The organism is Bacteroides sp. 90-K9/2 (genome assembly GCF_047310725.1).
Taxonomy (GTDB): domain Bacteria; phylum Bacteroidota; class Bacteroidia; order Bacteroidales; family Bacteroidaceae; genus Bacteroides; species Bacteroides vicugnae.
On the sequence record NZ_JBCGVL010000007.1, the window covers coordinates 83,432 to 105,266 of the forward strand.

At 42.6% G+C, this 21,835-nt stretch carries 23 protein-coding genes and 1 tRNA gene; 11 read left to right on the forward strand and 13 right to left on the reverse strand.

Annotated elements, in window-relative coordinates; all coding sequences use genetic code 11:
• Positions 1-36 precede the first annotated feature (36 nt).
• Both AAHJ11_RS16200 and cmk read right to left on the reverse strand, forming a co-directional pair.
• On the reverse strand, positions 37-906 hold the full coding sequence (locus AAHJ11_RS16200) for a 4-hydroxy-3-methylbut-2-enyl diphosphate reductase (RefSeq protein WP_148365129.1): 870 nt from the start codon (positions 904-906) through the stop codon (positions 37-39).
• A gap of 8 nt (positions 907-914) precedes the next feature.
• Entirely contained in the window at positions 915-1,601 is a 687-nt protein-coding gene (gene cmk, locus AAHJ11_RS16205) for a (d)CMP kinase (protein ID WP_148365128.1), read from the reverse strand.
• Between the two features lie 217 nt (positions 1,602-1,818).
• On the opposite strand from cmk, the gene AAHJ11_RS16210 reads away from it, so the two are divergent.
• The 9 genes from AAHJ11_RS16210 to AAHJ11_RS16250 all read left to right on the forward strand — a co-directional run bounded on the left by AAHJ11_RS16210 (position 1,819) and on the right by AAHJ11_RS16250 (position 7,720).
• Positions 1,819-2,502, forward strand: a complete 684-nt coding sequence (locus AAHJ11_RS16210; RefSeq protein WP_148365127.1) for an energy transducer TonB — start codon at positions 1,819-1,821, stop codon at positions 2,500-2,502.
• A gap of 69 nt (positions 2,503-2,571) precedes the next feature.
• On the forward strand, positions 2,572-3,546 hold the full coding sequence (locus AAHJ11_RS16215; RefSeq protein ID WP_122136863.1) for a polyprenyl synthetase family protein: 975 nt from the start codon (positions 2,572-2,574) through the stop codon (positions 3,544-3,546).
• A 5-nt stretch (positions 3,547-3,551) separates the two neighbouring features.
• Positions 3,552-4,268 (forward strand): hypothetical protein, encoded by a 717-nt coding sequence (locus tag AAHJ11_RS16220; protein WP_148365126.1) that lies wholly within the window; start codon positions 3,552-3,554, stop codon positions 4,266-4,268.
• On the forward strand, positions 4,262-5,038 hold the full coding sequence (locus AAHJ11_RS16225; RefSeq protein ID WP_148365125.1) for a TatD family hydrolase: 777 nt from the start codon (positions 4,262-4,264) through the stop codon (positions 5,036-5,038). The genes AAHJ11_RS16220 and AAHJ11_RS16225 overlap by 7 nt, the downstream gene beginning before the upstream one ends.
• A gap of 120 nt (positions 5,039-5,158) precedes the next feature.
• Positions 5,159-5,246: transfer RNA gene (locus AAHJ11_RS16230), tRNA-Ser, on the forward strand.
• Between the two features lie 71 nt (positions 5,247-5,317).
• Entirely contained in the window at positions 5,318-6,124 is an 807-nt protein-coding gene (locus tag AAHJ11_RS16235; RefSeq protein ID WP_148365124.1) for a MotA/TolQ/ExbB proton channel family protein, read from the forward strand.
• Between the two features lie 6 nt (positions 6,125-6,130).
• The gene (locus AAHJ11_RS16240; protein WP_148365123.1) at positions 6,131-6,616 is read left to right on the forward strand and encodes a hypothetical protein; all 486 of its coding nucleotides are present in this window, start codon (positions 6,131-6,133) and stop codon (positions 6,614-6,616) included.
• A 36-nt stretch (positions 6,617-6,652) separates the two neighbouring features.
• Complete coding sequence (locus AAHJ11_RS16245) at positions 6,653-7,246, forward strand: ExbD/TolR family protein (RefSeq protein WP_195650565.1); 594 nt, start codon at positions 6,653-6,655, stop codon at positions 7,244-7,246.
• A gap of 3 nt (positions 7,247-7,249) precedes the next feature.
• A complete protein-coding gene (locus AAHJ11_RS16250) occupies positions 7,250-7,720 on the forward strand; it encodes an ExbD/TolR family protein (protein ID WP_004315772.1) in 471 nt (156 codons plus the stop codon).
• A 120-nt stretch (positions 7,721-7,840) separates the two neighbouring features.
• Here the strand turns inward: AAHJ11_RS16250 and AAHJ11_RS16255 are convergent, their stop codons facing one another.
• Together AAHJ11_RS16255 and AAHJ11_RS16260 are read right to left on the reverse strand one after the other, a co-directional pair.
• Positions 7,841-8,383 (reverse strand): GNAT family N-acetyltransferase, encoded by a 543-nt coding sequence (locus AAHJ11_RS16255; RefSeq protein ID WP_074557661.1) that lies wholly within the window; start codon positions 8,381-8,383, stop codon positions 7,841-7,843.
• A 43-nt stretch (positions 8,384-8,426) separates the two neighbouring features.
• Entirely contained in the window at positions 8,427-9,704 is a 1,278-nt protein-coding gene (locus AAHJ11_RS16260) for an IgA Peptidase M64 (protein ID WP_320978322.1), read from the reverse strand.
• 152 nt (positions 9,705-9,856) lie between these two features.
• On the opposite strand from AAHJ11_RS16260, the gene AAHJ11_RS16265 reads away from it, so the two are divergent.
• Entirely contained in the window at positions 9,857-10,336 is a 480-nt protein-coding gene (locus AAHJ11_RS16265) for an Lrp/AsnC family transcriptional regulator (RefSeq protein ID WP_004297952.1), read from the forward strand.
• A gap of 3 nt (positions 10,337-10,339) precedes the next feature.
• Here the strand turns inward: AAHJ11_RS16265 and AAHJ11_RS16270 are convergent, their stop codons facing one another.
• From AAHJ11_RS16270 to AAHJ11_RS16295, 6 genes are all read right to left on the reverse strand, one after another.
• Positions 10,340-10,834 (reverse strand): dihydrofolate reductase, encoded by a 495-nt coding sequence (locus tag AAHJ11_RS16270; protein ID WP_320975163.1) that lies wholly within the window; start codon positions 10,832-10,834, stop codon positions 10,340-10,342.
• Positions 10,835-10,838: 4 nt separating this feature from the next.
• Positions 10,839-11,633, reverse strand: a complete 795-nt coding sequence (locus tag AAHJ11_RS16275; RefSeq protein ID WP_074557665.1) for a thymidylate synthase — start codon at positions 11,631-11,633, stop codon at positions 10,839-10,841.
• Positions 11,634-11,672: 39 nt separating this feature from the next.
• Entirely contained in the window at positions 11,673-12,944 is a 1,272-nt protein-coding gene (gene cls / locus AAHJ11_RS16280; RefSeq protein ID WP_167511783.1) for a cardiolipin synthase, read from the reverse strand.
• A gap of 121 nt (positions 12,945-13,065) precedes the next feature.
• Entirely contained in the window at positions 13,066-13,395 is a 330-nt protein-coding gene (locus AAHJ11_RS16285; RefSeq protein ID WP_320975164.1) for a DUF5056 domain-containing protein, read from the reverse strand.
• Positions 13,376-13,927 carry an RNA polymerase sigma factor gene (locus AAHJ11_RS16290; RefSeq protein ID WP_148365118.1) on the reverse strand — a complete coding sequence of 184 codons (552 nt, stop codon included), beginning with the start codon at positions 13,925-13,927 and terminating at the stop codon, positions 13,376-13,378. The genes AAHJ11_RS16285 and AAHJ11_RS16290 overlap by 20 nt, the downstream gene beginning before the upstream one ends.
• Positions 13,924-14,700, reverse strand: a complete 777-nt coding sequence (locus AAHJ11_RS16295) for a DUF6249 domain-containing protein (RefSeq protein WP_148365117.1) — start codon at positions 14,698-14,700, stop codon at positions 13,924-13,926. The genes AAHJ11_RS16290 and AAHJ11_RS16295 overlap by 4 nt, the downstream gene beginning before the upstream one ends.
• A gap of 109 nt (positions 14,701-14,809) precedes the next feature.
• Here AAHJ11_RS16295 and AAHJ11_RS16300 point away from each other — a divergent pair, with 109 nt between their 5' ends.
• Entirely contained in the window at positions 14,810-16,273 is a 1,464-nt protein-coding gene (locus AAHJ11_RS16300; RefSeq protein ID WP_413579836.1) for a methyltransferase RsmF C-terminal domain-like protein, read from the forward strand.
• On the opposite strand, the gene AAHJ11_RS16305 is transcribed toward AAHJ11_RS16300, so the two are convergent.
• The 3 genes from AAHJ11_RS16305 to AAHJ11_RS16315 form a co-directional block, all read right to left on the reverse strand.
• Positions 16,270-17,088: a hypothetical protein gene (locus tag AAHJ11_RS16305; RefSeq protein ID WP_342989669.1), complete on the reverse strand. Its 819-nt coding sequence runs from the start codon at positions 17,086-17,088 to the stop codon at positions 16,270-16,272. The genes AAHJ11_RS16300 and AAHJ11_RS16305 overlap by 4 nt on opposite strands.
• A 267-nt stretch (positions 17,089-17,355) precedes the next feature.
• Entirely contained in the window at positions 17,356-18,540 is a 1,185-nt protein-coding gene (locus tag AAHJ11_RS16310; RefSeq protein WP_413579838.1) for a TolC family protein, read from the reverse strand.
• Positions 18,541-18,697: 157 nt separating this feature from the next.
• Positions 18,698-21,796, reverse strand: a complete 3,099-nt coding sequence (locus tag AAHJ11_RS16315; protein ID WP_413579839.1) for an efflux RND transporter permease subunit — start codon at positions 21,794-21,796, stop codon at positions 18,698-18,700.
• Positions 21,797-21,835: the final 39 nt, after the last annotated feature.

Sequence of the window (21,835 nt, forward strand, 5' to 3'; positions counted from 1 at the left end):
GTTGCTTTGCTATTATTCTTTGTCAGAATAAAGCTGTTATTCTTTGATAAGCGTCCGAATGTGATTGTAAATCTTCTCCATCAGCCATTTAGGAGTAGAAGTCGCACCACATACGCCAATTGAATTTACGTTTTGAAGGAGAGAAGGATCTATTTCTTTCTCATTATCTATCAAATGTGAATTGGTATTTACCTTCAAACATTCTTCAAACAGCATTTTTCCGTTTGAACTCTTTTTGCCACTGACGAAGAATATCAAATCGTGTGTAGCTGCAAACTCCCGGAGCTTAGGCATCCGGTTGGCAACCTGACGACAGATAGTATCATAATATTCGAAAGTCGCTTCCGGTGAAATATGTTGCTTGAAGTATTCCACGATTTCCTGAAACTCGTCCAGTGACTTGGTGGTCTGTGAGAAAAGACGGATGCTTTTGTTTAAATCCAACTGTTTGGCTTCTTCTGCCTTTTCAATGACAATTGCTTTTCCATCTGTTTGTCCCACCAATCCCAATACTTCAGCATGGCCGTTTTTGCCGTATATGACAATTTGTTTTTTTTTGTCACTGTCTGTCAGATACCCTTGTCTGATGCGTTTTTGCAAACGTAATACTACCGGACAGGTCGCATCGATAATCTCTATATTATTTTCACGGGCAATCATGTAAGTTTCCGGTGGCTCTCCATGTGCGCGAAGCAATACTTTGGCATTCTTCAGCTGCTTGAATTCTTCCCGGTTGATCGTGATTAATCCCATCGTTTTAAGCCTTTCCACTTCCCGGCTATTGTGTACAATATCTCCGAGACAATAGAGAGTCTCTCCCTTTGCCAACTCTTCTTCTGCCTTATGAATGGCTGTCACCACACCAAAGCAGAAGCCGGACCCCTCGTCTATCTCCACCTTGATCATAAAGCAAACTATTTACTTACCTTATTAAATTGTCTGAAAAGCCATTCCTTTTGCTCTTCAATCGATAAGTGGGTGTTATCCAGAAGCAGGGCATCTTCAGCTTTGCGAAGCGGACTTACTTCCCGGTTCTGGTCGATATAATCCCGTTGTTTCACGTTTTCCAGAATTTCGTCGAAGCTGGCTTCCTGTCCTTTTGCTTTCAGTTCGTCATAACGGCGTTGAGCACGGATTTCGGGAGTAGCGGTTACAAATATTTTCAGTTCCGCATCAGGGAAAACGGTGGTTCCTATATCCCGGCCATCCATCACAATTCCCTTTTCCTTTCCCATAGTCTGTTGCTGCGCCACCATTTCTTCACGTACGAAGTCAAGCGTACTGATAGGACTCACTTTGGAAGAAACCTCCATCGAACGGATTTTATTCTCCACATTCACGCCGTTGAGATACGTGTCGGGACGTCCGGTTTCCTTATTCAGCTGGAAAGATATACGAATGTTCTTGATTTCATTTTTCAGTTTCTCCGTATCGATCACGTCTCCGTTGAAAATCCCGTTTTCTATACTATATAAAGTGACCGCACGATACATGGCTCCGCTGTCAATGTAAATATAACCCACTTCGCGGGCAAGATCTTTGGCCATTGTACTTTTTCCACAAGAGGAAAAGCCATCGATTGCAATTGTTATCTTTTTCATATTCAGTTTATCTGATTTGTCCGCCAAAGATACGGTAAATTTGAAAATCAACCATAGGTTTGCTGTTAAAAGGGGCAAGACAAGTACGAAAGAATTAAAAAAGTTAAAAAGCTGGATAAAAAAGAGATAAAGAGGAGAATGGATCTATGAAAATGTACTATATTTGCCCAGAGACACACGGAAGACACTTTTTTTTAATCATTATATTAATAAATTTATGGAAGTTAAAAAATCACCCAAGGCAGACTTGGAAGGCAAGAAGTCTACATGGCTGCTCGTTGGTTACGTGGTAGTTCTAGCTTTCATGTTCGTGGCGTTCGAATGGACCCAGCGTGACGTGAAAATAGATACAAGCCAGGCAGTAGCTGATGTTGTGTTTGAAGAGGAAATCATTCCTATTACTGAAACCCCGGAACAGGCAGCACCACCACCACCTGAAGCTCCAAAAGTAGCAGAATTGCTGGAGATTGTGGATGATAAGGCTGAAATTGAAGAAACAACAACTATTATTAATGAAGATAATCAAGCTCGTGTAGAGGTTAAATACGTGCCTGTACAGGTTGTTGAAGAAGAGCCGGAAGAACAGACAATTTTCGAGGTTGTAGAAAATATGCCGGACTTCCCGGGCGGACAAGCAGCTTTGATGCAGTATCTGGCAAAAAATATTAAATATCCGACTATCGCACAGGAAAACGGAACTCAAGGACGTGTTATCGTACAGTTCGTTGTTAATAAGGACGGTAGTATCGTGGATGCGAAGGTTGTACGTAGCGTTGACCCGTATCTGGATAAAGAAGCCCTCCGTGTGATTAACACCATGCCGAAGTGGAAACCAGGTATGCAGCGCGGAAAACCGGTACGTGTAAAATTTACGGTTCCTGTGATGTTTAGATTGCAGTAATTTGTAACACTATAAATTGGGAGGCTGCTTTCGGCAGCCTCTTTTTATTCATTCATTTTTTTATTCATCATGTTTACAGCTTCTCAATTACTCGATAAGATAAATAATCATATCTCTGAAATCCAGTTTACCCGGACGCCGAAAGGGCTTTATGAACCGATTGAATATATCCTTTCTCTGGGTGGGAAGCGGATACGTCCTGTATTAATGTTGATGGGATATAACCTGTATCGGGAGGATGTTGCGTCTATATACGATCCTGCCACTGCAATCGAAGTTTATCACAATCACACCTTGTTACATGATGATTTGATGGATCGTTCGGATGTGCGCAGAGGGAAACCTACCGTACACAAGGTCTGGAACGATAATACTGCTGTACTTTCGGGAGATGCTATGCTGATTCTGGCATTCCGGTATATGACGGGGTGTCCGCCGGAACACCTGAAAGAAGTGATGGATTTATTCAGCCTGACTACACTCGAAATCTGTGAAGGACAGCAACTGGATATGGAATTTGAATCTCGCTGTGACGTCACAGAAGACGAATATATTGAAATGATTCGTTTGAAAACAGCTGTGTTGCTTGCGGGTAGCCTTAAAATTGGTGCAATTCTCGCAGGAGCGACTGCTGAAGATGCAGAGAATCTATATAATTTTGGAATGCATATCGGAGTAGCATTCCAGTTGCAGGATGACTTGTTGGATGTATACGGTGATCCGGAAGTGTTCGGGAAGAAGATAGGTGGAGACATCCTCTGCAATAAAAAAACATATATGCTTATCAAAGCACTGAACCGTGCGGATGAAAAGCAGCATACTGAATTGAATCGTTGGTTGAATGCGGAAGCTTTTCAGCCTTCTGAAAAAATCGAAGCGGTAACTGAAATCTATAATCAGTTGAACATCCGCAATATCTGTGAAAGCAAAATGCGTGAATATTATACGCTCGCTATGGAAAGCCTGGCGGCGGTAGCTGTTGCAGAAGACAGAAAAAAGGAACTGAAGAATCTGGTGAAATTGTTAATGTATCGTGAAATGTAGCTATTATGCCTTATAGACGATTACCAAATACAGATCAAGCAAGAGTTCGGGCACTGAAAGCGGCTGTCGAAAAGGGAGAGATGTATAATGTGCGTGACTTGGCTATTACATTGAAGACATTATTTGAAGCACGTAACTTCTTGCATCGGTTCGAGGCGGCGCAAATTTATTATACACAGTGCTACGATAATCAGTCACGTGCCAGCCGTAAACATCAGATGAATGTGAAGACTGCCCGGCTGTATATCTCTCATTTTATTCAGGTGCTTAATTTGGCAGTGCTTCGTGATGAAATCAAGGTGATACATAAAGAGTTATATGGCTTGCCTGCTTCTAATACCGTACCGGATTTGTTGAGTGAAGCCTCATTGGTAGAATGGGGGAAGAAAATAATCGAAGGCGAACAACTAAGAACCACTCAAGGTGGCATACCTATTTATAATCCGACTATTGCACGCGTGAAAGTGCATTATGATATTTTCCTGGATAGCTATGAACGGCAGAAGAATTATCAGGCATTAACCAATCGTAGTCTTGATGAACTGGCGTCCATGCGTGACCGTGCCGATGAATTGATTTTGGACATCTGGAACCAAGTAGAAGCCAAATATCAGGATGTCACTCCCAATGATACCCGATTAGAAAAATGTCGCGACTATGGGCTGATATATTATTATCGCTCCAGCGAAAAAATAAAAGAAGAAAAAGAAATATCATGTTGATCGATACTCATTCTCATCTTTTTGTTGAAGAATTTACCGAAGACCTGCCGCAGGTGATGGAACGTGCACGGAAAGCGGGAGTTTCCTATATTTTTATGCCCAATATAGACAGTACGACCATTGATGCTATGTTGTCAGTTTGTAGGGATTATCCGGGATTTTGCTATCCGATGATCGGATTGCACCCCACTTCTGTCAATGAATCATATGAACAGGAATTAGCGATTGTCCGTAAATACCTGTCGACTTCCCATGAATTTGTGGCTATCGGAGAAATAGGTCTTGATCTTTATTGGGATAAGACTTTTCTGAAAGAGCAGATCTTGGTTTTTGAAAAACAAATAGAGTGGGCGCTAGAATATGATCTTCCCATTGTAATCCATTCAAGAGAAGCGTTTGAATATATATATAAGGTAATGGAATCCTATAAAAATACCCCATTGACCGGCATTTTTCATAGTTTTACCGGGACATCGGAAGAAGCGGAGAAAATGTTGGAATTCGAAGGATTTATGTTAGGTATCAATGGAGTTGTAACTTTCAAGAAGTCGACCTTACCGGAGACACTGGCGACTGTTCCTTTGGAACGTATTGTGCTCGAAACCGATTCTCCCTATTTGGCTCCCGTGCCGAATCGGGGAAAGAGGAATGAAAGTGCCAATGTGAGAGACACCCTTATGAAGGTGGCGGATATCTATCAGATGGACCCGGAGTACGTTGCACAGGTCACTTCTGTGAATGCGCTAAAAGTGTTCGGAATCCGCAAATAAGGTTCGAAAGGTTTTAAATTATATTAATTTGCAGTATTTATTCGAGATAAAAGAGTAAGAATGCTTCTTGAAAAGAAAAAAAAGAATACATTTGTAGCTGAAAATGCTGAAAACGCAGAGGGAGAGGTGCTCGAGTGGTTGAAGAGGCACGCCTGGAAAGCGTGTATACGCCAAAAGTGTATCCGGGGTTCGAATCCCCGTCTCTCCGCAGAAATGAAAGAGAGATGAGAAGTAAATACAATAATAATCAATTAATTAATCTTAAAAATTAGACACACAATGAAAAAGTTATTTGCAATTGTTGCTGTGATTGGGGCCTTCACTTTTGGCTCAATTCAATTTGCTCAGGCTCAAGACGCTCCTGCAGCAGAACAAACTGAACAACAAGCTGCTCCTGCCGCTGAAGCTACTACTGCTGCTGCTCCTGCTCCTGCTGCAGAAGAGGGTGGTATTCACAAGGAAATCAAAGTTAAATTCATCGAAGGTACTGCATCTTTCATGAGTTTGGTAGCTATCGCTTTGGTGATCGGTTTGGCTTTCTGTATTGAACGTATCATTTATTTGAGCTTGGCTGAAATCAACACAAAAAAATTCATGGCATCTATCGAAGCTGCTTTGGAAAAAGGAGATGTTGAAGCTGCTAAAGACATTGCTCGTAACACCAGAGGTCCGGTTGCTTCTATCTACTATCAAGGTCTGATGAGAATTGATCAGGGTATTGATGTAGTTGAGAAGTCAGTTGTATCTTACGGTGGTGTACAGGCTGGTTACCTTGAAAAAGGATGTTCTTGGATCACACTGTTTATCGCAATGGCTCCGTCACTCGGATTCTTGGGTACTGTAATCGGTATGGTGCAGGCATTTGATAAAATCCAGCAGGTAGGTGATATCTCTCCGACGGTTGTTGCAGGTGGTATGAAAGTTGCCTTGATTACAACTATCTTCGGTTTGATCGTAGCATTGATCCTTCAAGTATTCTACAACTACGTACTTTCTAAAATTGAGGCTCTTACAAGTGAAATGGAAGATTCTTCCATCTCTTTGCTTGACATGGTAATCAAATATAACTTGAAATACAAAAAATAATCTAAAATGAGTAAGTTAACATATAAAGCATCGTATTACGCACTTTATGCGATGTTTGCCATTATTCTGATCGTAATAGGGCTTTTCTTTTTCGGAGGAAATGCTACAGGCGATGCAGTGATTGTGGGGGTAGATCCCGAAATGTGGCAGCCGGCTCAAACAGATGCCTTACTCTATTTGATGTACGTCTTGTTTGGTGTGGCTATTGCTGCTACAGTTCTTGGTGCTATATTCCAATTTGGTGCAGCTCTCAAAGATAATCCGGCAAACGCTATCAAGTCTTTGCTCGGTTTGGTTCTTTTAGTTGTTGTTTTAGTTGTAGCTTGGTCTATGGGTGATGGTACACCGATGCAGATCCCTGGCTATAGTGGTACTGACAACGTTCCTTTTTGGCTGAAACTAACAGATATGTTCCTTTATTCTATTTACATACTGTTGTTTGTGACTATTGTTGCAATCATTGCAAGTGGTATAAAGAAAAAATTATCGTAATCAATTGAGGACACTCAATCAAATAAGTGATTAAAAATGGCAAAAGGAAAAAGAAAAGTTCCTGATATTAACTCAAGTTCTACGGCGGATATCGCTTTCTTGTTGCTGATCTTCTTCTTGATTACGACATCAATGGATACGGACCGTGGTTTGGCAAGACTTTTGCCTCCACCACCTGAAGATCAAGATCAACAGAATACAGATAAGATCAAAGAACGTAACGTCTTACAGGTATACCTGAATAAGGATGATGCCTTGATGTGCGGAAATGATTATATCAGTGTTGATGAGCTAAGAGAAAGAGCTAAAGAATTTATTGCTAATGTTGCTAATGCAGAACACATGCCTGAAAAAACACAGAAGAATGTAGAATTCTTCGGCACATATCTGGTTAATGACAAGCACGTAATTTCTTTGCAGAATGACCGTGGATCTTCTTATCAGGCATATATCAGTGTGCAGAACGAATTGGTGGCTGCATATAATGAATTGAGAGACGAGTTGGCTCAGGAAAAATGGCAAAAGACATATGCGGAATTGAATGACGATCAACAAAAGGCGATTCGTGAAATTTATCCGCAGAGAATTTCTGAGGCAGAACCTAAAAAGTACGGAGATAAAAAGAAGTAAGTAATGGGAAAATTTAATAAGACTGGTAAACGTGAAATGCCGGCATTGAATACTTCTTCGTTGCCTGACCTTATCTTTACTTTGTTGTTCTTCTTTATGATTGTAACAACAATGCGTGAGGTAACATTAAAGGTGCAGTTTACACTTCCGCAAGGTACTGAACTCGAAAAACTGGAGAAGAAATCGCTGGTAACATTCATTTATGTAGGGGAACCTACACAAGAATATCGCGCGAAAATGGGTACTGAAAGTCGTATTCAGCTGAACGACAGCTATGCTGAAGTTGGTGAGGTACAAGACTTCATTTTCCAGGAACGTGCAAGTATGAATGAAGGTGATGCAGCTAAAATGACTGTGTCTCTGAAAGTAGATCAAAAGACAAAGATGGGTATTATTACTGACGTAAAAAATGCTCTTAGAAAATCTTATGCTTTGAAGATTAACTATTCAGCCACTAAACGAGGTGAGAAGTAATTAGTTAATTTAATATATAAAAGTGAAGGGTGTCCAAATCGGTTTGGACACCCTTCACTTTTATATATTCTTGAGATCAATAGAAGTAACTTTGCAGATTGAATTTTTATTAGCCTTTCTTCATATTGTATTTTTTACTCCGTATACTTCCGTATGAATTTTACTCTTGATTGTTTCAAAGTCCTTTTCACAATCCAATTCTCCGTGTACCATTAAATACATGGGGAGAAAATCATCTCCGGGTTTGTAAGGAGGTTGGCAATAGTCTTTTTCCCACAGCGTAAAGCCTTGACGTTGATAAAAGCTGATGCGTCGTTTTGCCATTTCCTCTATCGGACGTTCTACTTCCAATACGATCGGGTGTTTCAAATAATTGCACAAGTATTCCAGCGTGCGTTTTCCATAGCCTCCATTTCGCAGGGCAGGATTGGTTGCAAAGTGTTCTACATAGTAGAAACTGTCAAAATCCCAATAGGTAATGAAGCCGACTGGCAGGTCATCATCAAAGATAATGTTATTATAGAAGTTGCCCGTACGATCAGTGTACTCGCGTAGTTGTTCCAACTGACGGTACTCTTCTGGTGGAAACGAGTCAATTAGAAGCTCTTCCATGAATTTGTAATGTTGCAGATCCGACGTACTAATTGGCTGAAGTCTAATCATGAGGTTTGGGTTTTAAGTTTGACAATAATATAATTGTATTCCATTAAGGAACATAAAATTCAATCATTCGACGGATGGCACGTTGACAAACCGGACAAAACTCCGGATATTCGTTTGTTTTCATGCGGCAGTCGTAAGCCGGACGATAAATACCTTTGGCAGAGTAGCCTCCTCCTTCATATACTCCTACCGGATATTTCTTTTTTTCAGCAACAGGGGTAGGGATCGGAGTACCTGGCGGAAGCATATCTTTCCATTTGGAAGCGAAGTTTACCCGTGTTGAAATATTCTGTTCCCACGGTTCGACATCCAGCGGATAAGTATCTGTCATCACATCATCATCATAGAAATATTCGTCGGCCAGTCCACCGAAACTGTGTCCGAATTCGTGCACTACTACCGGCTTGAACATCGGGTGATGGGCTGTGGTCAGCGTATACGAATTGTATATTCCTCCTCCACCATATACATCTGTGTTAGCCAGGATAATGATATGTTCGTAGGGGATGCCTGCCAATGCATTGTGGATAGATTTTACCCGGCTGGTAGTCAGATAGCGGTCCGAATAAAAAGTATCGAAATGAGAATGAACTGCCGTTTGTTTCCATTGGTTTTCGCGGGGAACACTGACACCGCTGTCCGTAGAAGGGCTGGCTACGGCAACAATATTAAATTTGCCCTTCATAGAGCGGAACGGCTCATACGAAAACAAACTTTCGCAGGTGCGTTGTGCATCCTGATAGAAAATATCCATTTCTTTTTCTGTGTATCCTTCTGCAAGGATGGCAACGTCTATGCAGTCTTTTTCATTACCACTTTGAAGCATATACCGATGCGGAGTGATATGTGATCCCCCCCGTTTATGAATCAATATATCATCCGGACGGATGATATGTTTGTAGGTAGCCAATCTTTTTTTTCGCGGAGAATATAAAGTGACTTCTACCTCCACGGGCTGTTTAGGATAAGGAAGAAGGAAAGTATTCTCAAATCCTTTGGCTGTTTCTTTGGCTTCGTCTGTAGACAGCCACTCTTGAAACAAAGAAGAGAATGACGTTTGGTAGATACACTGTTTGCTGGCAAGGTCTTTCACTATAATTTGTCCGTTGCCTTCCAAAGGAAGTTCCGAAAGATGATGTTGACGGCCTGCCCAAGTAGGAAGTTGTGATAGCTCATCCAGATAAATAGCCTGTTGTGTAGCATCCCCGGTAAAGATATAATCCACTCGCAATGTTTTGTTCTGAAAATAATCAGCAAAATTCTGTGCATAACTTCCTATAGAAGTACAGAAACACAGAATGATACAGCAAATATGTTTCATATAAACGGTATATTTATGTTTTTCGCAAAGGTACGAACTATTGTTGACTTATCCGCTTTCTGCAAATAAAAGTAATAGATTATAGTATTTGTTGTCGAAAAATCGCTAACTTTGCATAAAAGATTCATTGATAAAAACAATTTGATTCAAAAATGGGACATCATCAATTAGATGCTTTAGATGAGCAAATTCTGAAACTGATTGCAGGGAATGCGCGTATTCCTTTTTTGGAAGTAGCACGAGCTTGTAATGTTTCCGGTGCTGCAATCCATCAGCGTATTCAGAAGCTAACTAATTTAGGTATATTAAAAGGTTCGGAGTACGTCATCGACCCCGAGAAAATCGGATATGAGACTTGCGCTTATATTGGTATATATCTGAAAGATCCCGAATCCTTTGATTCGGTAACGAAAGCTTTAGAAGCTATCCCCGAAGTGGTGGAATGTCATTTCACTACCGGAAAATATGATATGTTTATCAAAATTTACGCAAAGAATAACCATCATTTATTGAGTATTATTCACGATAAGCTGCAACCATTGGGGTTGGCACGTACCGAAACATTAATCTCCTTCCATGAAGCCATTAAGCGGCAGATGCCAATCATGGTCGACATAGAAGATGAAGATTAATCGTTATTTTCTCACGTAATCAACAAAAGCATAGGAGCAGAGATGTTTCTCATCCGCAGGATGAGCTTCTCTGCTTTTTTCTTGCCACATCTCCGGTGATACTTCAGGAAAATAAGCGTCGGCTTCGGGAGCCGTGTTGTCTATCTCTGTCAGGCAAAGTTCGTCAGCGAAGGAAAGAGCCTGTTGATAAATACTTGCTCCTCCTATAATATAAATGTGTTCCTCCTCTTTACAACTTTCCAAAGCCGCTTCGAGTGAAGGGAAAACTTCCGCACCGGAACATTCTGTAGCCGGGTTGGAAGATAAAACGATGTTTCTGCGATTGGGTAATGCGCCTTTCGGTAGTGACTCGAAAGTTTTGCGTCCCATCAGTATCGTGTTTCCGGTAGTTAATGCTTTGAAACGTTTCAAATCATTGGGTAACCAGAAAAGAAGTTTGTTCTCGAAGCCGATAGCCATACGGCGGTCTACGGCAGCAATGATAGATATTTTACTCATAAAGTTACACGGCTACTATTCCTGCAATATGCGGATGCGGATCATAGTTCACTAATTCAAAGTCCTCAAATTTGAAGTCGAAGATACTTTTCACATCCGGATTGATCTTCATTTGTGGCAATGGACGAGGTTCCCGTGATAATTGGAGCTTCACTTGTTCCAAGTGGTTCAGGTAGATATGCGCATCACCAAAGGTATGGACGAAATCTCCGGCTTTCAATCCCGTCACTTGTGCCATCATTTGCAGCAATAATGCGTATGAAGCAATATTAAAAGGAACGCCAAGGAAAATATCAGCGCTGCGTTGATATAGTTGCAGGCTTAACCGTCCGTCTGCTACATAAAACTGAAAGAAAGCATGGCAGGGAGGTAAATTCATATGATTCAGGTCCGCTACGTTCCAAGCGCTTACAATGATACGGCGCGAATCCGGATTATGTTTGATTGTTTCCACCACTTCACTGATCTGGTCGATAAATCCACCGTTATAGTCAGGCCATGAACGCCATTGATAACCATAAATATGTCCTAAGTCGCCGTTTTCATCCGCCCATTCGTTCCAGATACGCACTCCATGTTCCTGAAGATATTTCACATTAGTATCACCTTGCAGAAACCAAAGCAATTCGTATATGATTGATTTCAGATGTAGTTTCTTGGTTGTCAGGCACGGGAAACCGTCATCAAGATTAAAACGCATTTGATGACCGAAAACGCTGATGGTTCCGGTTCCGGTACGGTCACTTTTTTCTGTACCTTCGGTTAGTACACGATTGAGTAAATCCAGATATTGTTTCATAATGAATAAGTTGTGGTGAAAATGATTCTCCGCACAAAATTACAAAAATGGAGTGAATAAATTAGCAAACCAGCCGACGAACTTCTTCCACGGGGAGCGCTTTTTCCAGAATTCAGGCGTCAATTGAGTGCAATGCTCAATATCATCCCGGAACATTGTATTTAATTCACCCGTTATTTGGGTATCAAAGATAAAGGCATTAGTTTCGTAATCATAGCGCAAGCTGCGGCTGTTCAGGTTGGCAGTGCCGACTGTACAGAACAAATCATCCACCATCATTATTTTAGAGTGATGAAATCCACCGTTGTACATATAGACAGTAGCTCCTCTTTTCATCAGTTTGTGTAACTTATAAAGTGCGGCATCCGGAGTAAACGGGATATCGGAGGCGGAAGAAACCATGATTGTAACATTTACGCCTCGGTCGATTGTCCGGTTCAACGCCTTTTTAATTGAAGAAGTCGGTACAAAATAAGGATTGACAATATGAACATTCTTTTGGGCCGAATAGATGCTCATAGCATAAGCGTGGCTCAACATACGGCTATTCTTTTTCGGGGTACGGTCTACGATTGCTACCACAATATTCGTACTGTCCGTTTGTTCCTCATGTTGGGGGAAATAAGCGGCTCCACCTACATTCTGTTTGGTTTCCTTATTCCAGATCGTTAGGAATATCTCCTGCAAATCATTGACGGCATCTCCCTCAATACGTGTGTGCATATCACGCCAGGTTCCGATTTTGGGTAGTCCGTTAATGTAGTAGTCAGCGATATTCATACCACCGGTATAAGCCACTTTTCCATCTATGACAGCTATTTTCCGGTGATCGCGATGGGCGGCGTGATTGATATAAGGGAAAGTGAACGGATCGAATTTGACAATCTCGATTCCTTGTTCACGTATTTTTTTGAGATGTTTCTTTTTGAGTGGTTTGTTGTTCGACCAGTTTCCGAATGCATCGAACATGGCTCGTACTTCGACCCCTTCCTTCACTTTTTCGGCCAGCAGAGCAAATAAAGCATTGGCGATGGAGTCATTTCGGAAGTTGAAATATTCCAGATGGACGTGGTGTTTGGCTTCCCGGATGGCTTCGAACAAATCGATAAATTTCTCCCGTCCGCTTTTTAGCAGTTTTACTTTATTATTATCAGATATGGGAATTCCCGATTCTTGTAAATAACGTAGCAAAAGGGAATCGCTGGTTAATCCGATTGAGTCCCTGGGATGTATCATCAGACTGTCGATGATACCTGCCTGAACACTCAATATAGGCAGGAACAGAAATAAAATAAATATACGTAATTTCAAAACTCTTCTCACTCTTTTAGTTTACAGAAGAACAAAGATACGATATCTAAGTTTGGGCTCCTTTGCTAGTTAGGATAGATTTATCATTCTTTAACAAAATAAATCCTTTTTCAAGAGCTAATTATGCCATTGAAGCAACCTTTCGTGTAGCCATGAATAATAGTACAACAGCTGCGATAATAATTGATTTCGGATCAAGGCTGGCAGTGCCATGATTAATCATACCGATAAATACTTCTCTTATGGTTCCCCAAGCTGCTTCCAAACCGCCTAACCATACAAAAAGTGCGACCGCCATAGTCATCACGAAAGCGCTCCAGATACGAGCCAGGCGATTGCTACGACCGGGTAAGTGATGCATGACACGGCGACTGAATCCGTTATCTGCTATTTCCTGCTTGTTTTCTGCGAAGAAATCGCGCAAGAGCTTATCATTGTCTATTTCTGTCATAACCGTTTTGTTTTAAATACGTTGCTAACTTTTCTTTCCCGCGTGACAGATGGCTTTTCACTGTCCCTGACGGTACTCCTATAATCCCTGCAATTTTGTCGATACTAATGTCCTCCATATAGAACAACGTGATGCAGGTTCTTTCCACTTCTTTAAGCATTTTGAGTGACTGGTAGACATCCATTTTCTGCCCGATATTCTCCTGTTCGGTGCTGTTGATGGCGTCTATTTCTCTTGTATCCAAGTCAGCTGTCTCTTTCCGGCTGCGAATATAATCATAAAAAACATTATAAGCAATACGGTACAGCCACGTAGAGAAACTTGACAAGTTCCGGAAAGAGGCAATGTTCGTATATGCTTTGATAAATGTATCTTGCGCAAGGTCGTCACTCAATTCGCTGTCGCCGCAAGTCAGGTTCAGGAAGAATCGCCGGATGGGCGACTGGTACTCCTTCACCAACTGGTCGAAGGCCTTGGTGTTCTTGAACACCACGACCTGTGCGACTAACGATATATCATTGAGTTGGCTCATTTATTCTCGTCGTTCTTTTCTTCGTTTACTCCTTTGTCTTTCTCTTCGGATTCGGAAGGGATGATTTCGAAACTATCGGTTCTAACGTTATTCGGGTTCTTTTTTTCATCCTTATTACCCGTATACATCCGGGTAGCATTTGCGTCTTGAGTCTGTTGTTTACTACCGATAATCCATTGTCCGATACCCATGAATGTAACGAGTAAGCCGATAGCTCCCATTCCGAATTCACCGGTGATTGCCCAGAGGAAGATGAAAAGACCGATACCTGTAAAAGTGTTCTTGATGCCTTGTGAACGCGAATCTACAGTTTTGGTTTCGCGGATAAACTCTGCCGGAAGCGGTTGGCCGGCAGCAAGTGCCTGTTCGGCAAGGTGATAACGTGCTTTCCGGTTCTTATAACGGAAGAAGAAGATTACAAATAGAATGAATACCGGAAATCCGAATACAGCAACGATTGCTATGATTGTTACCAGAATACTACCAGCACCGACATTATTGAATGGGAAATCACTGTCATCCGATTCGAATGTGAAGCTGGCTTTACCATGAGTGCTGCTTACATTACTTGAGTTTGCATCAACGTCTGTAGAGTCGGCATCCGCTGTATCTACACCAATCACCGTGACAGCAGTATTATTCGTATTTGCTTTATTGTCTTTGGTCACAGTAACTTTTACTTTCCCGATGGAATCACGAACAACGGTAGTCTGGGCAACAGCCAGTGTGCAAGTGGTCAGTACAACCATCAATGCTAATAGAAAATTTTTCATATCTATAGTTTTTTAATTTATTTCTTTGTCTGTTAGACGTAGTTAATATCATAGAAAGTTGCAAAGAGACGAAATATTTTTGATATTTGCGGAAATTAATAAACGAAAGATGGAATTACCTGCTTCTTTTATAGACTACACCCGCGCTCTATTGGGCGATGAAGAATACGACAAACTGGCTGTTGCCCTCCAACAGGAACCACCGGTTAGCATCCGGTTGAATCAATTGAAAATCAATCATTCTTTATCGGATAAGGTACCTTGGTCTTCCGAAGGATTCTATTTGAATGAACGTCTTACTTTCACGTTCGATCCCTTATTTCATGCAGGCTGTTATTATGTTCAGGAAGCTTCTTCCATGTTTGTGGAGCAGGTACTCCGGCAATATATCACCGGACCGGTGAAGATGTTGGATCTTTGTGCGGCTCCCGGTGGAAAATCGACTCATGCCCGTAGTGCACTTCCCGAAGGGAGCCTGTTGGTAGCTAATGAGGTGATCCGGAATCGTTCGCAGATCCTTGCTGAAAACCTGACGAAGTGGGGACATCCGGATGTGGTAGTGACCAATAATGATCCGGCAGATTTTTCGGCTTTGCCCTCTTTTTTTGATGTGATTCTTACAGATGTTCCCTGTTCCGGTGAAGGTATGTTCCGTAAAGATCCGGTAGCTGTGGACGAGTGGAGTCCCGAGAATGTGGAAATCTGTTGGCAACGCCAGCGACGGATTATTGCGGATATTTGGGATACGTTGAAGCCCGGAGGTATTCTTATATATAGTACGTGTACATTTAATACGAAAGAGGATGAGGAGAATGCACGTTGGATTCAACAAGAGTATGGAGGCGAACCATTAACTGTTCAGGTGCAGGAGGATTGGAATATAACAGGAAATCTTTTGTCGGATAAAAGGGATCATTCCAAGTCTTCTATTCCCGTCTATCATTTTTTCCCTCATAAGACGAAAGGTGAAGGCTTTTTTCTGGTGGCTTTTCGTAAGCCGGAGACAGAAGAAGAGATTCCGGTATCTTCTTCTGCGAAAGAGAAAGCCTTCAAGAAGAAGGATAAGAAAGGGGCAGCAACATCTTTTCCTGTATCGAAAGAGCATCTGAATATGGCCAAAAGCTGGTTGAATGATGAAAATTCGGACAAGTATATTTTATTGGCGGAAGGAACAAATGTCCGGGCTTTTTCACATTACTATATTAATGAGTTGACGACGATGAAACAAAGCCTGAAAATCGTGTCGGCAGGGATTGAGATAGGCGAAGTGAAAGGAAAGGATTTAATCCCTGACCATGCGTTGGCGATGTGTACCTCGCTTTTGTGCCGGGAAGCATTTGCCACGGAGGAAATAAATTATGAACAGGCTATCACTTATTTACGAAAAGAGGCCATTGCCTTACCGGCAACAGCCCCTCGTGGGTATGTTTTGCTTACTTATCGGCATATCCCTCTCGGATTTGTGAAGAATATCGGCAATCGTGCCAATAATCTTTATCCGCAAGAATGGCGCATCCGTAGTGGATACTTACCGGAAAATATACGCATCTTATCCGCAGACATTACTGATTAAGGCAGTATTCCCGTAGGTATTTCTTGTTGGGTAAGACTGAAGACAAGTTGTCTGCCCTTTCCTGGTTCTACGCCTTCTGCTATTTCTTCCAGTGTGTAGGCAGGAGGCGGTTCGGGCGATGTCCGTGTCTCTCCAATGGGGGGAGTGTTCCAGTTCAAATTCAGATTCTTGTCCAGTCGGTGATATAGATAGGAGTTTCCCCACAAGATGAATTTATGTGGTGTCGTATCTTCGGAAAACGTGAGAGTTAGTGTAACTTTCTCATCGTCTCCTTCTTCTTTTTCCAGTTTGTAACTTCCTTGAGTTATTAATTCAAGTCCGGGTGAAAAAGCCGTCGGTTGTCCCTGCTTGAAGAAATAAACATCCCGTGCGTGGTTGTTAATCAGGAAAATGTCGGAAATGCCGGGTAGAAGATTTGTGTCTCCGTTTGGTAAGTTAGACAAGTAGCTGCGGAGCAACTTTATATTTTCGTAATTATCGACCACCTTGATTGGCAAAGTGCAGGTTTCTTGTGTGGCGTTGTCTGTTACTGTCAGATAAGTCGTTCCGGTGAGGATACCGGTTACATAAATCATACGTCCGGCAGGTACTCCGCTCCAGCCAGTTTCGGTTCCGGCACTTGCGATGCGTGTGTCTTTCACTGCAAGTGAGTAGTCACCATTTCCGCTTTCCAGGCCGAGGTAACGTCTGCCACCCATAGGCACTTCGTATTCACTGTTGTAAAAACGTAGTGGATTGTCGTCATCATCTTTACAGCCACTTAGTAGCGTAAGGATGCAGCATAACATGAATAAATTGAAATGTTTAGGTCTCATAATTTAAATTTTATGTTCGTTGCAAATGTAATGTATTGTTTTGAAATATCCGGTAGGAATTTAAAGAAAAAGAGAGGGAAAGAGAGGAGATATATTTAGGCACGGATTACACGGATTTCACGGTCTTTAGTGTTGTCATTACTATAAAGCAACAGTGTTAATCCGTGTAATCCGTGCCTAATTTATTATATAAACATACTTATATCACTTAAAAATAGAAATTAGTATGTTCAGCATAGCCCATGCTTAAAGGGTTTTATGTACTATTTATAGCTTGCTTTTGTAAATCCGTGCCATTGCCTTTTGGTACTGATTTTCCAATTGCAGATAATTTTGATGACTTTGATAGATCACCGACACTTCAACGAAGTACTCGATCATACTAATTTGTCCACCTGTCAAAGCTTGTTTCAGCAATGCCAAATCTTGTTGCGACTGGAAAGTCTTGCTATATTCTTCCATTGAAGCATGCAGCGTTTTCGCTTCCCGGTAAAGCTGTGCCAATTCAGATTCCACTTGCAGGGTAGCATTATCCTTTTGCAAGTCGATGTTGAGTGCCTGCGCTTTAGCGATTTTCACCTTATTCCGATTTTCGAAAAGAGGGAAAGAGAAGCCTACCACTACACCGTTGAAAGGCACACCTGTTTCCGTATTCCGACGGTAGCCGAGTTCTAGTTTCGGCAACCACTGGGATTTATTGACAGCGATTTGTTTACGGGCAACGAGACTCTCGTTGCCTAGTGCCATTAGAGTGCGGTCCGTTGCCATGACTTCCGATTTCAACATTTGGTAATCGCTTGGGAACGATATAGCCGGATATTGGTTCTCTTCGAAAACCACCGGAATATTACCATTCAGTGTATTCAACTCCTGCTGCTTATTGCGGAGTGCTGTCTCGTTCAGAGACGCTTCCGTTTTGACATTCAGCAGCTCCAAGTTGATTTTATTGGTTTCGAGCGCATTTGCATCTCCCGTTTGGAGACGCTTGGCATACATTTTAGCCAGCTCTTCCGCATTGCGGAGACGTTCTTCCAAAATATGCTTTTGCTGACGGAGCATAATAATATCCAGGCAGAGTTCTTTTGCCTGTAACAGCTTCTCCTGACGAAAAACATCCGCCTGACTGTCAAAAGCTCCTGCCTTCAGTCGGTTCAACTTGTTACGTGTAGCATATAAACTGGGGAAATCGAAGCTTTGTGAAACAACCAGCTCACCGATTGTTTCGTTTTTATCTTTCGCTCCCCATAGATGCGCGTAAGAAAGAGTAGGATCAGGTAAGTTATTATCCGTTTTGGCTTCCAGCTTCTGCGAAGTAATCAGTTGCTCGTTTGCCTGCAGCTCCCTATTGTTCGTTTCGATATTTTTCAATACCTGGTCAATTCCGTTTTGAGCTTGCACTGCGCCTATGGCTAAGAATAGAAGTGCAGTGCTTATGATCATGATTTGTTTCATTCTTATTTTCTTTATTTGTTACAATCTATTGTTGATAGATACTTTATGATAAGGCATCTGTTTGTTCGGCACCGGGGAACACCCCTTTTCTCACCGAGGAACACTTGTTTCCTCACCGAGGAACGATGCTTTCCTCACCGAGGAAAAAGACCACCCTCTACAGGCTTTCCTGAGCCTTTTTCCGATGCATCATCAGATAAACGATCGGGACTATGAAACCGTTCAAAAAAGTTGACGTTAATAATCCTCCTAAAATCACTTTAGCCATCGGACTCTGGATTTCGTTACCGGGCAAATCGCCGGCAAGTGCCAATGGAATCAGTGCCAGTGCAGAAGACAATGCCGTCATCAAAATCGGATTCAGACGGTCAAGAGAGCCCTGAATCACACTGTCATACACATTCAAACCCTCTACCTGTTGCAAATGGTTGTAGTGACTGATTAACAGCATACCGTTACGGGTAGCAATACCGAATAAAGAGATGAAACCGATGATAGCCGGAATGCTGACTTCCCCTGTTGTAATCACCAAGGCAAAGACACCACCGATCAGTGCCAGCGGAAGATTCAGCAAGATAACCCCGGATTCTTTCACGCTGCGGAACTCATTGTACAGCAACAGGAAAATGACTACAATACTGATAAACGAAGTCAACGCCAACGTCCGGCTGGCAGCCTGCTCACTTTCAAACTGTCCGCCATACTCGATATGATAACCTTCGGGTAATTGTACCGATGTATCGATGCGTTTCTGAATATCATTCACGACACTGCGCAAATCACGGTCAGCCACATTCGCGGAAATGACAATTTTACGTTTCACATTCTCGCGGTTGATCGTATTCGGACCCATGGCCGATACCACTTCCGCTACATAGCTCAAAGGAACCTTGCGGCCGTCGTTCGTGTCTACCATCAGGTTACGGATTTTCTCCATCTCATCCCGGGCATCATCCTTCACTTTTACGATCAGGTCAAAACTCTTGCCCTGTTCATAAACTTGTGAGATCACTTTTCCGGCCAAAGCCACATTCACATATTCCGAAAATTCCGGCAGGGTAATACCGAACTTAGCCAGCATTTCCCGTTTAGGCTGTATTTTCAGCTGCGGACGTTCGATCTGTTGTTCCACGTTCAGGTCGGCAACACCGGGAATGTCACTGATCGCTCCTTTGATTTGATTACCGAGTGAAAACATCTTATTCAGGTCATCACCGAATAACTTGATAGCGATATTCGCTTTCGTACCCGACAGCATTGCGTCGATACGGTGGCTGATCGGTTGTCCGATTTCTATGTTTGCTCCGGTGATTGTACCTAGTTTTTCACGTACATCCGCTACCAGTTCACTGCGCGAGCGGTCTTTCAATTCGAACGGAGCCTCTATTTCAGAAACATTGACTCCTAACGCATGTTCATCCAATTCGGCACGTCCCGTTTTCCGGGCTACCGTTTGTATTTCGGGAATCGTCATCAATAACTCTTCGGCGCGATGTCCCATTTTGTTGCTTTCTTCCAGCGAAATACCCGGCAGAGAACTGATATTGATGGTGAACGATCCTTCATTGAACGAAGGTAGGAAACTGCGTCCGAGTGTGAAAAACACTCCGAGCGCAACTACAAAAAGTCCGATTGTACTTCCGAGAGTCACACGCTTATGTGCCAGTACCCAAGTCAATGCTTTTTCATAAATCCCTTTCATCCAGCGGGCAACGGGAGCTTCTTTCAGTTTCTTGTTCGTCTTGTTGCTTCCTAATAGATAAGAGCAGAGCACCGGAGTCAGTGTCAGGGCGACTATGGTAGATGCAAACAATGCCACGATAAAAGCAACACCTAGTGGAACCAACATTCTGCCTTCCATGCCGCTCAAGAAAAATAACGGAACAAAGCTGACCACGATAATCAACGTTGAATTAAGGATAGGCATGCGCACCTCTTTCGACGCATTGAATACCACTTCGAGTGTACTTAGTCTTTCTGCTTCCGCTTTCAGGCGGTTCTCCCGCAGTCGTTTATATACGTTTTCCACATCGACAATGGCGTCGTCTACTAATGAGCCGATAGCTATCGCCATACCTCCAAGACTCATGGTGTTGATTGTCAGCCCCATGTAGTGTAAAGTCAGGATCGAAACGAGCAGGGAAAGAGGCAGTGTCACCAATGAGATCAGCGTAGTACGTACATTTGCCAGGAACAGGAAAAGCACGATGACAACGAAAATACCTCCTTCAAAGAGTGATTTCTTCACATTGCCGATGGAGCTTTCAATGAAGCGGCTTTGACGGAATATGTCCGTTGAAACTTTTACGTCCGGCGGCAGATTTTTCTGGAGATCTTTCAGAGATGCTTCCAGTTTGTCTGTCAGTTCCAGTGTACTGGTAGCCGGTTGCTTGGTAACAGTCATCAGGACGGCAGATTTGCCACGTTCTGAAGCAGTACCCAGTTTCGGAGCTTTCGGTCCGATGGTAACGTCTGCAATATCTTCCAGCGTGACAGGGAAGTTGTTCACCGTTTTCACTACCGCTTTGCCAAGTTGCTCTGTTTTAGAAGTGGAGAGTACACCACGTACAATATATTCATTTCCAAATTCATAGAGCACGCCTCCGTTTGCGTTCAGGTTCATATCCTGTGTCACCGCCATCACTTCTCCCATCGAGATGCCGTAATGACGCATCCGTTCGGGATCTAGCTGAATCTGATATTCTTTGATATCTCCTCCGAGCACAGCCACTTGTGCCACTCCTCCGGTAGACAGCAGGCGTGGACGGATAGTCCAGTCCGCAATCGTGCGAAGATCGAGCATGGAAGTGGAGTCGGCAGTCAGACCGACGATGAGCATTTCGCCCAAGATAGAAGATTGCGGTCCAAGAGTCGGTTTGCCGACATTGACCGGCAGTGATTCGCTCACCACCGCTAATTTCTCACTAACAATCTGACGGGCGAGATAAATATCCGTTCCCCAATCAAATTCTACCCAGACAACGGAAAATCCGTTGGTAGAAGAAGAGCGGACACGACGCACACCCGTAGCTCCGTTAACGGCAGTTTCAACAGGAAAAGTAACGAGCTGTTCAACTTCTTCCGCAGCCATACCATTCGCCTCGGTCATGATTACTACCGTAGGTGCATTTAGGTCGGGGAATACGTCTACTTCCGTATGTATGGCGGTATACGTTCCTGCAATAAGCAGGAGGATGGCCGCACAAACTACAACCAGCCGGTTGTGTAGGGAGTAATGTATAATTTTATTAAGCATGATGTTTCATTAATTGAGAGTTATAAATAACTTGATAGA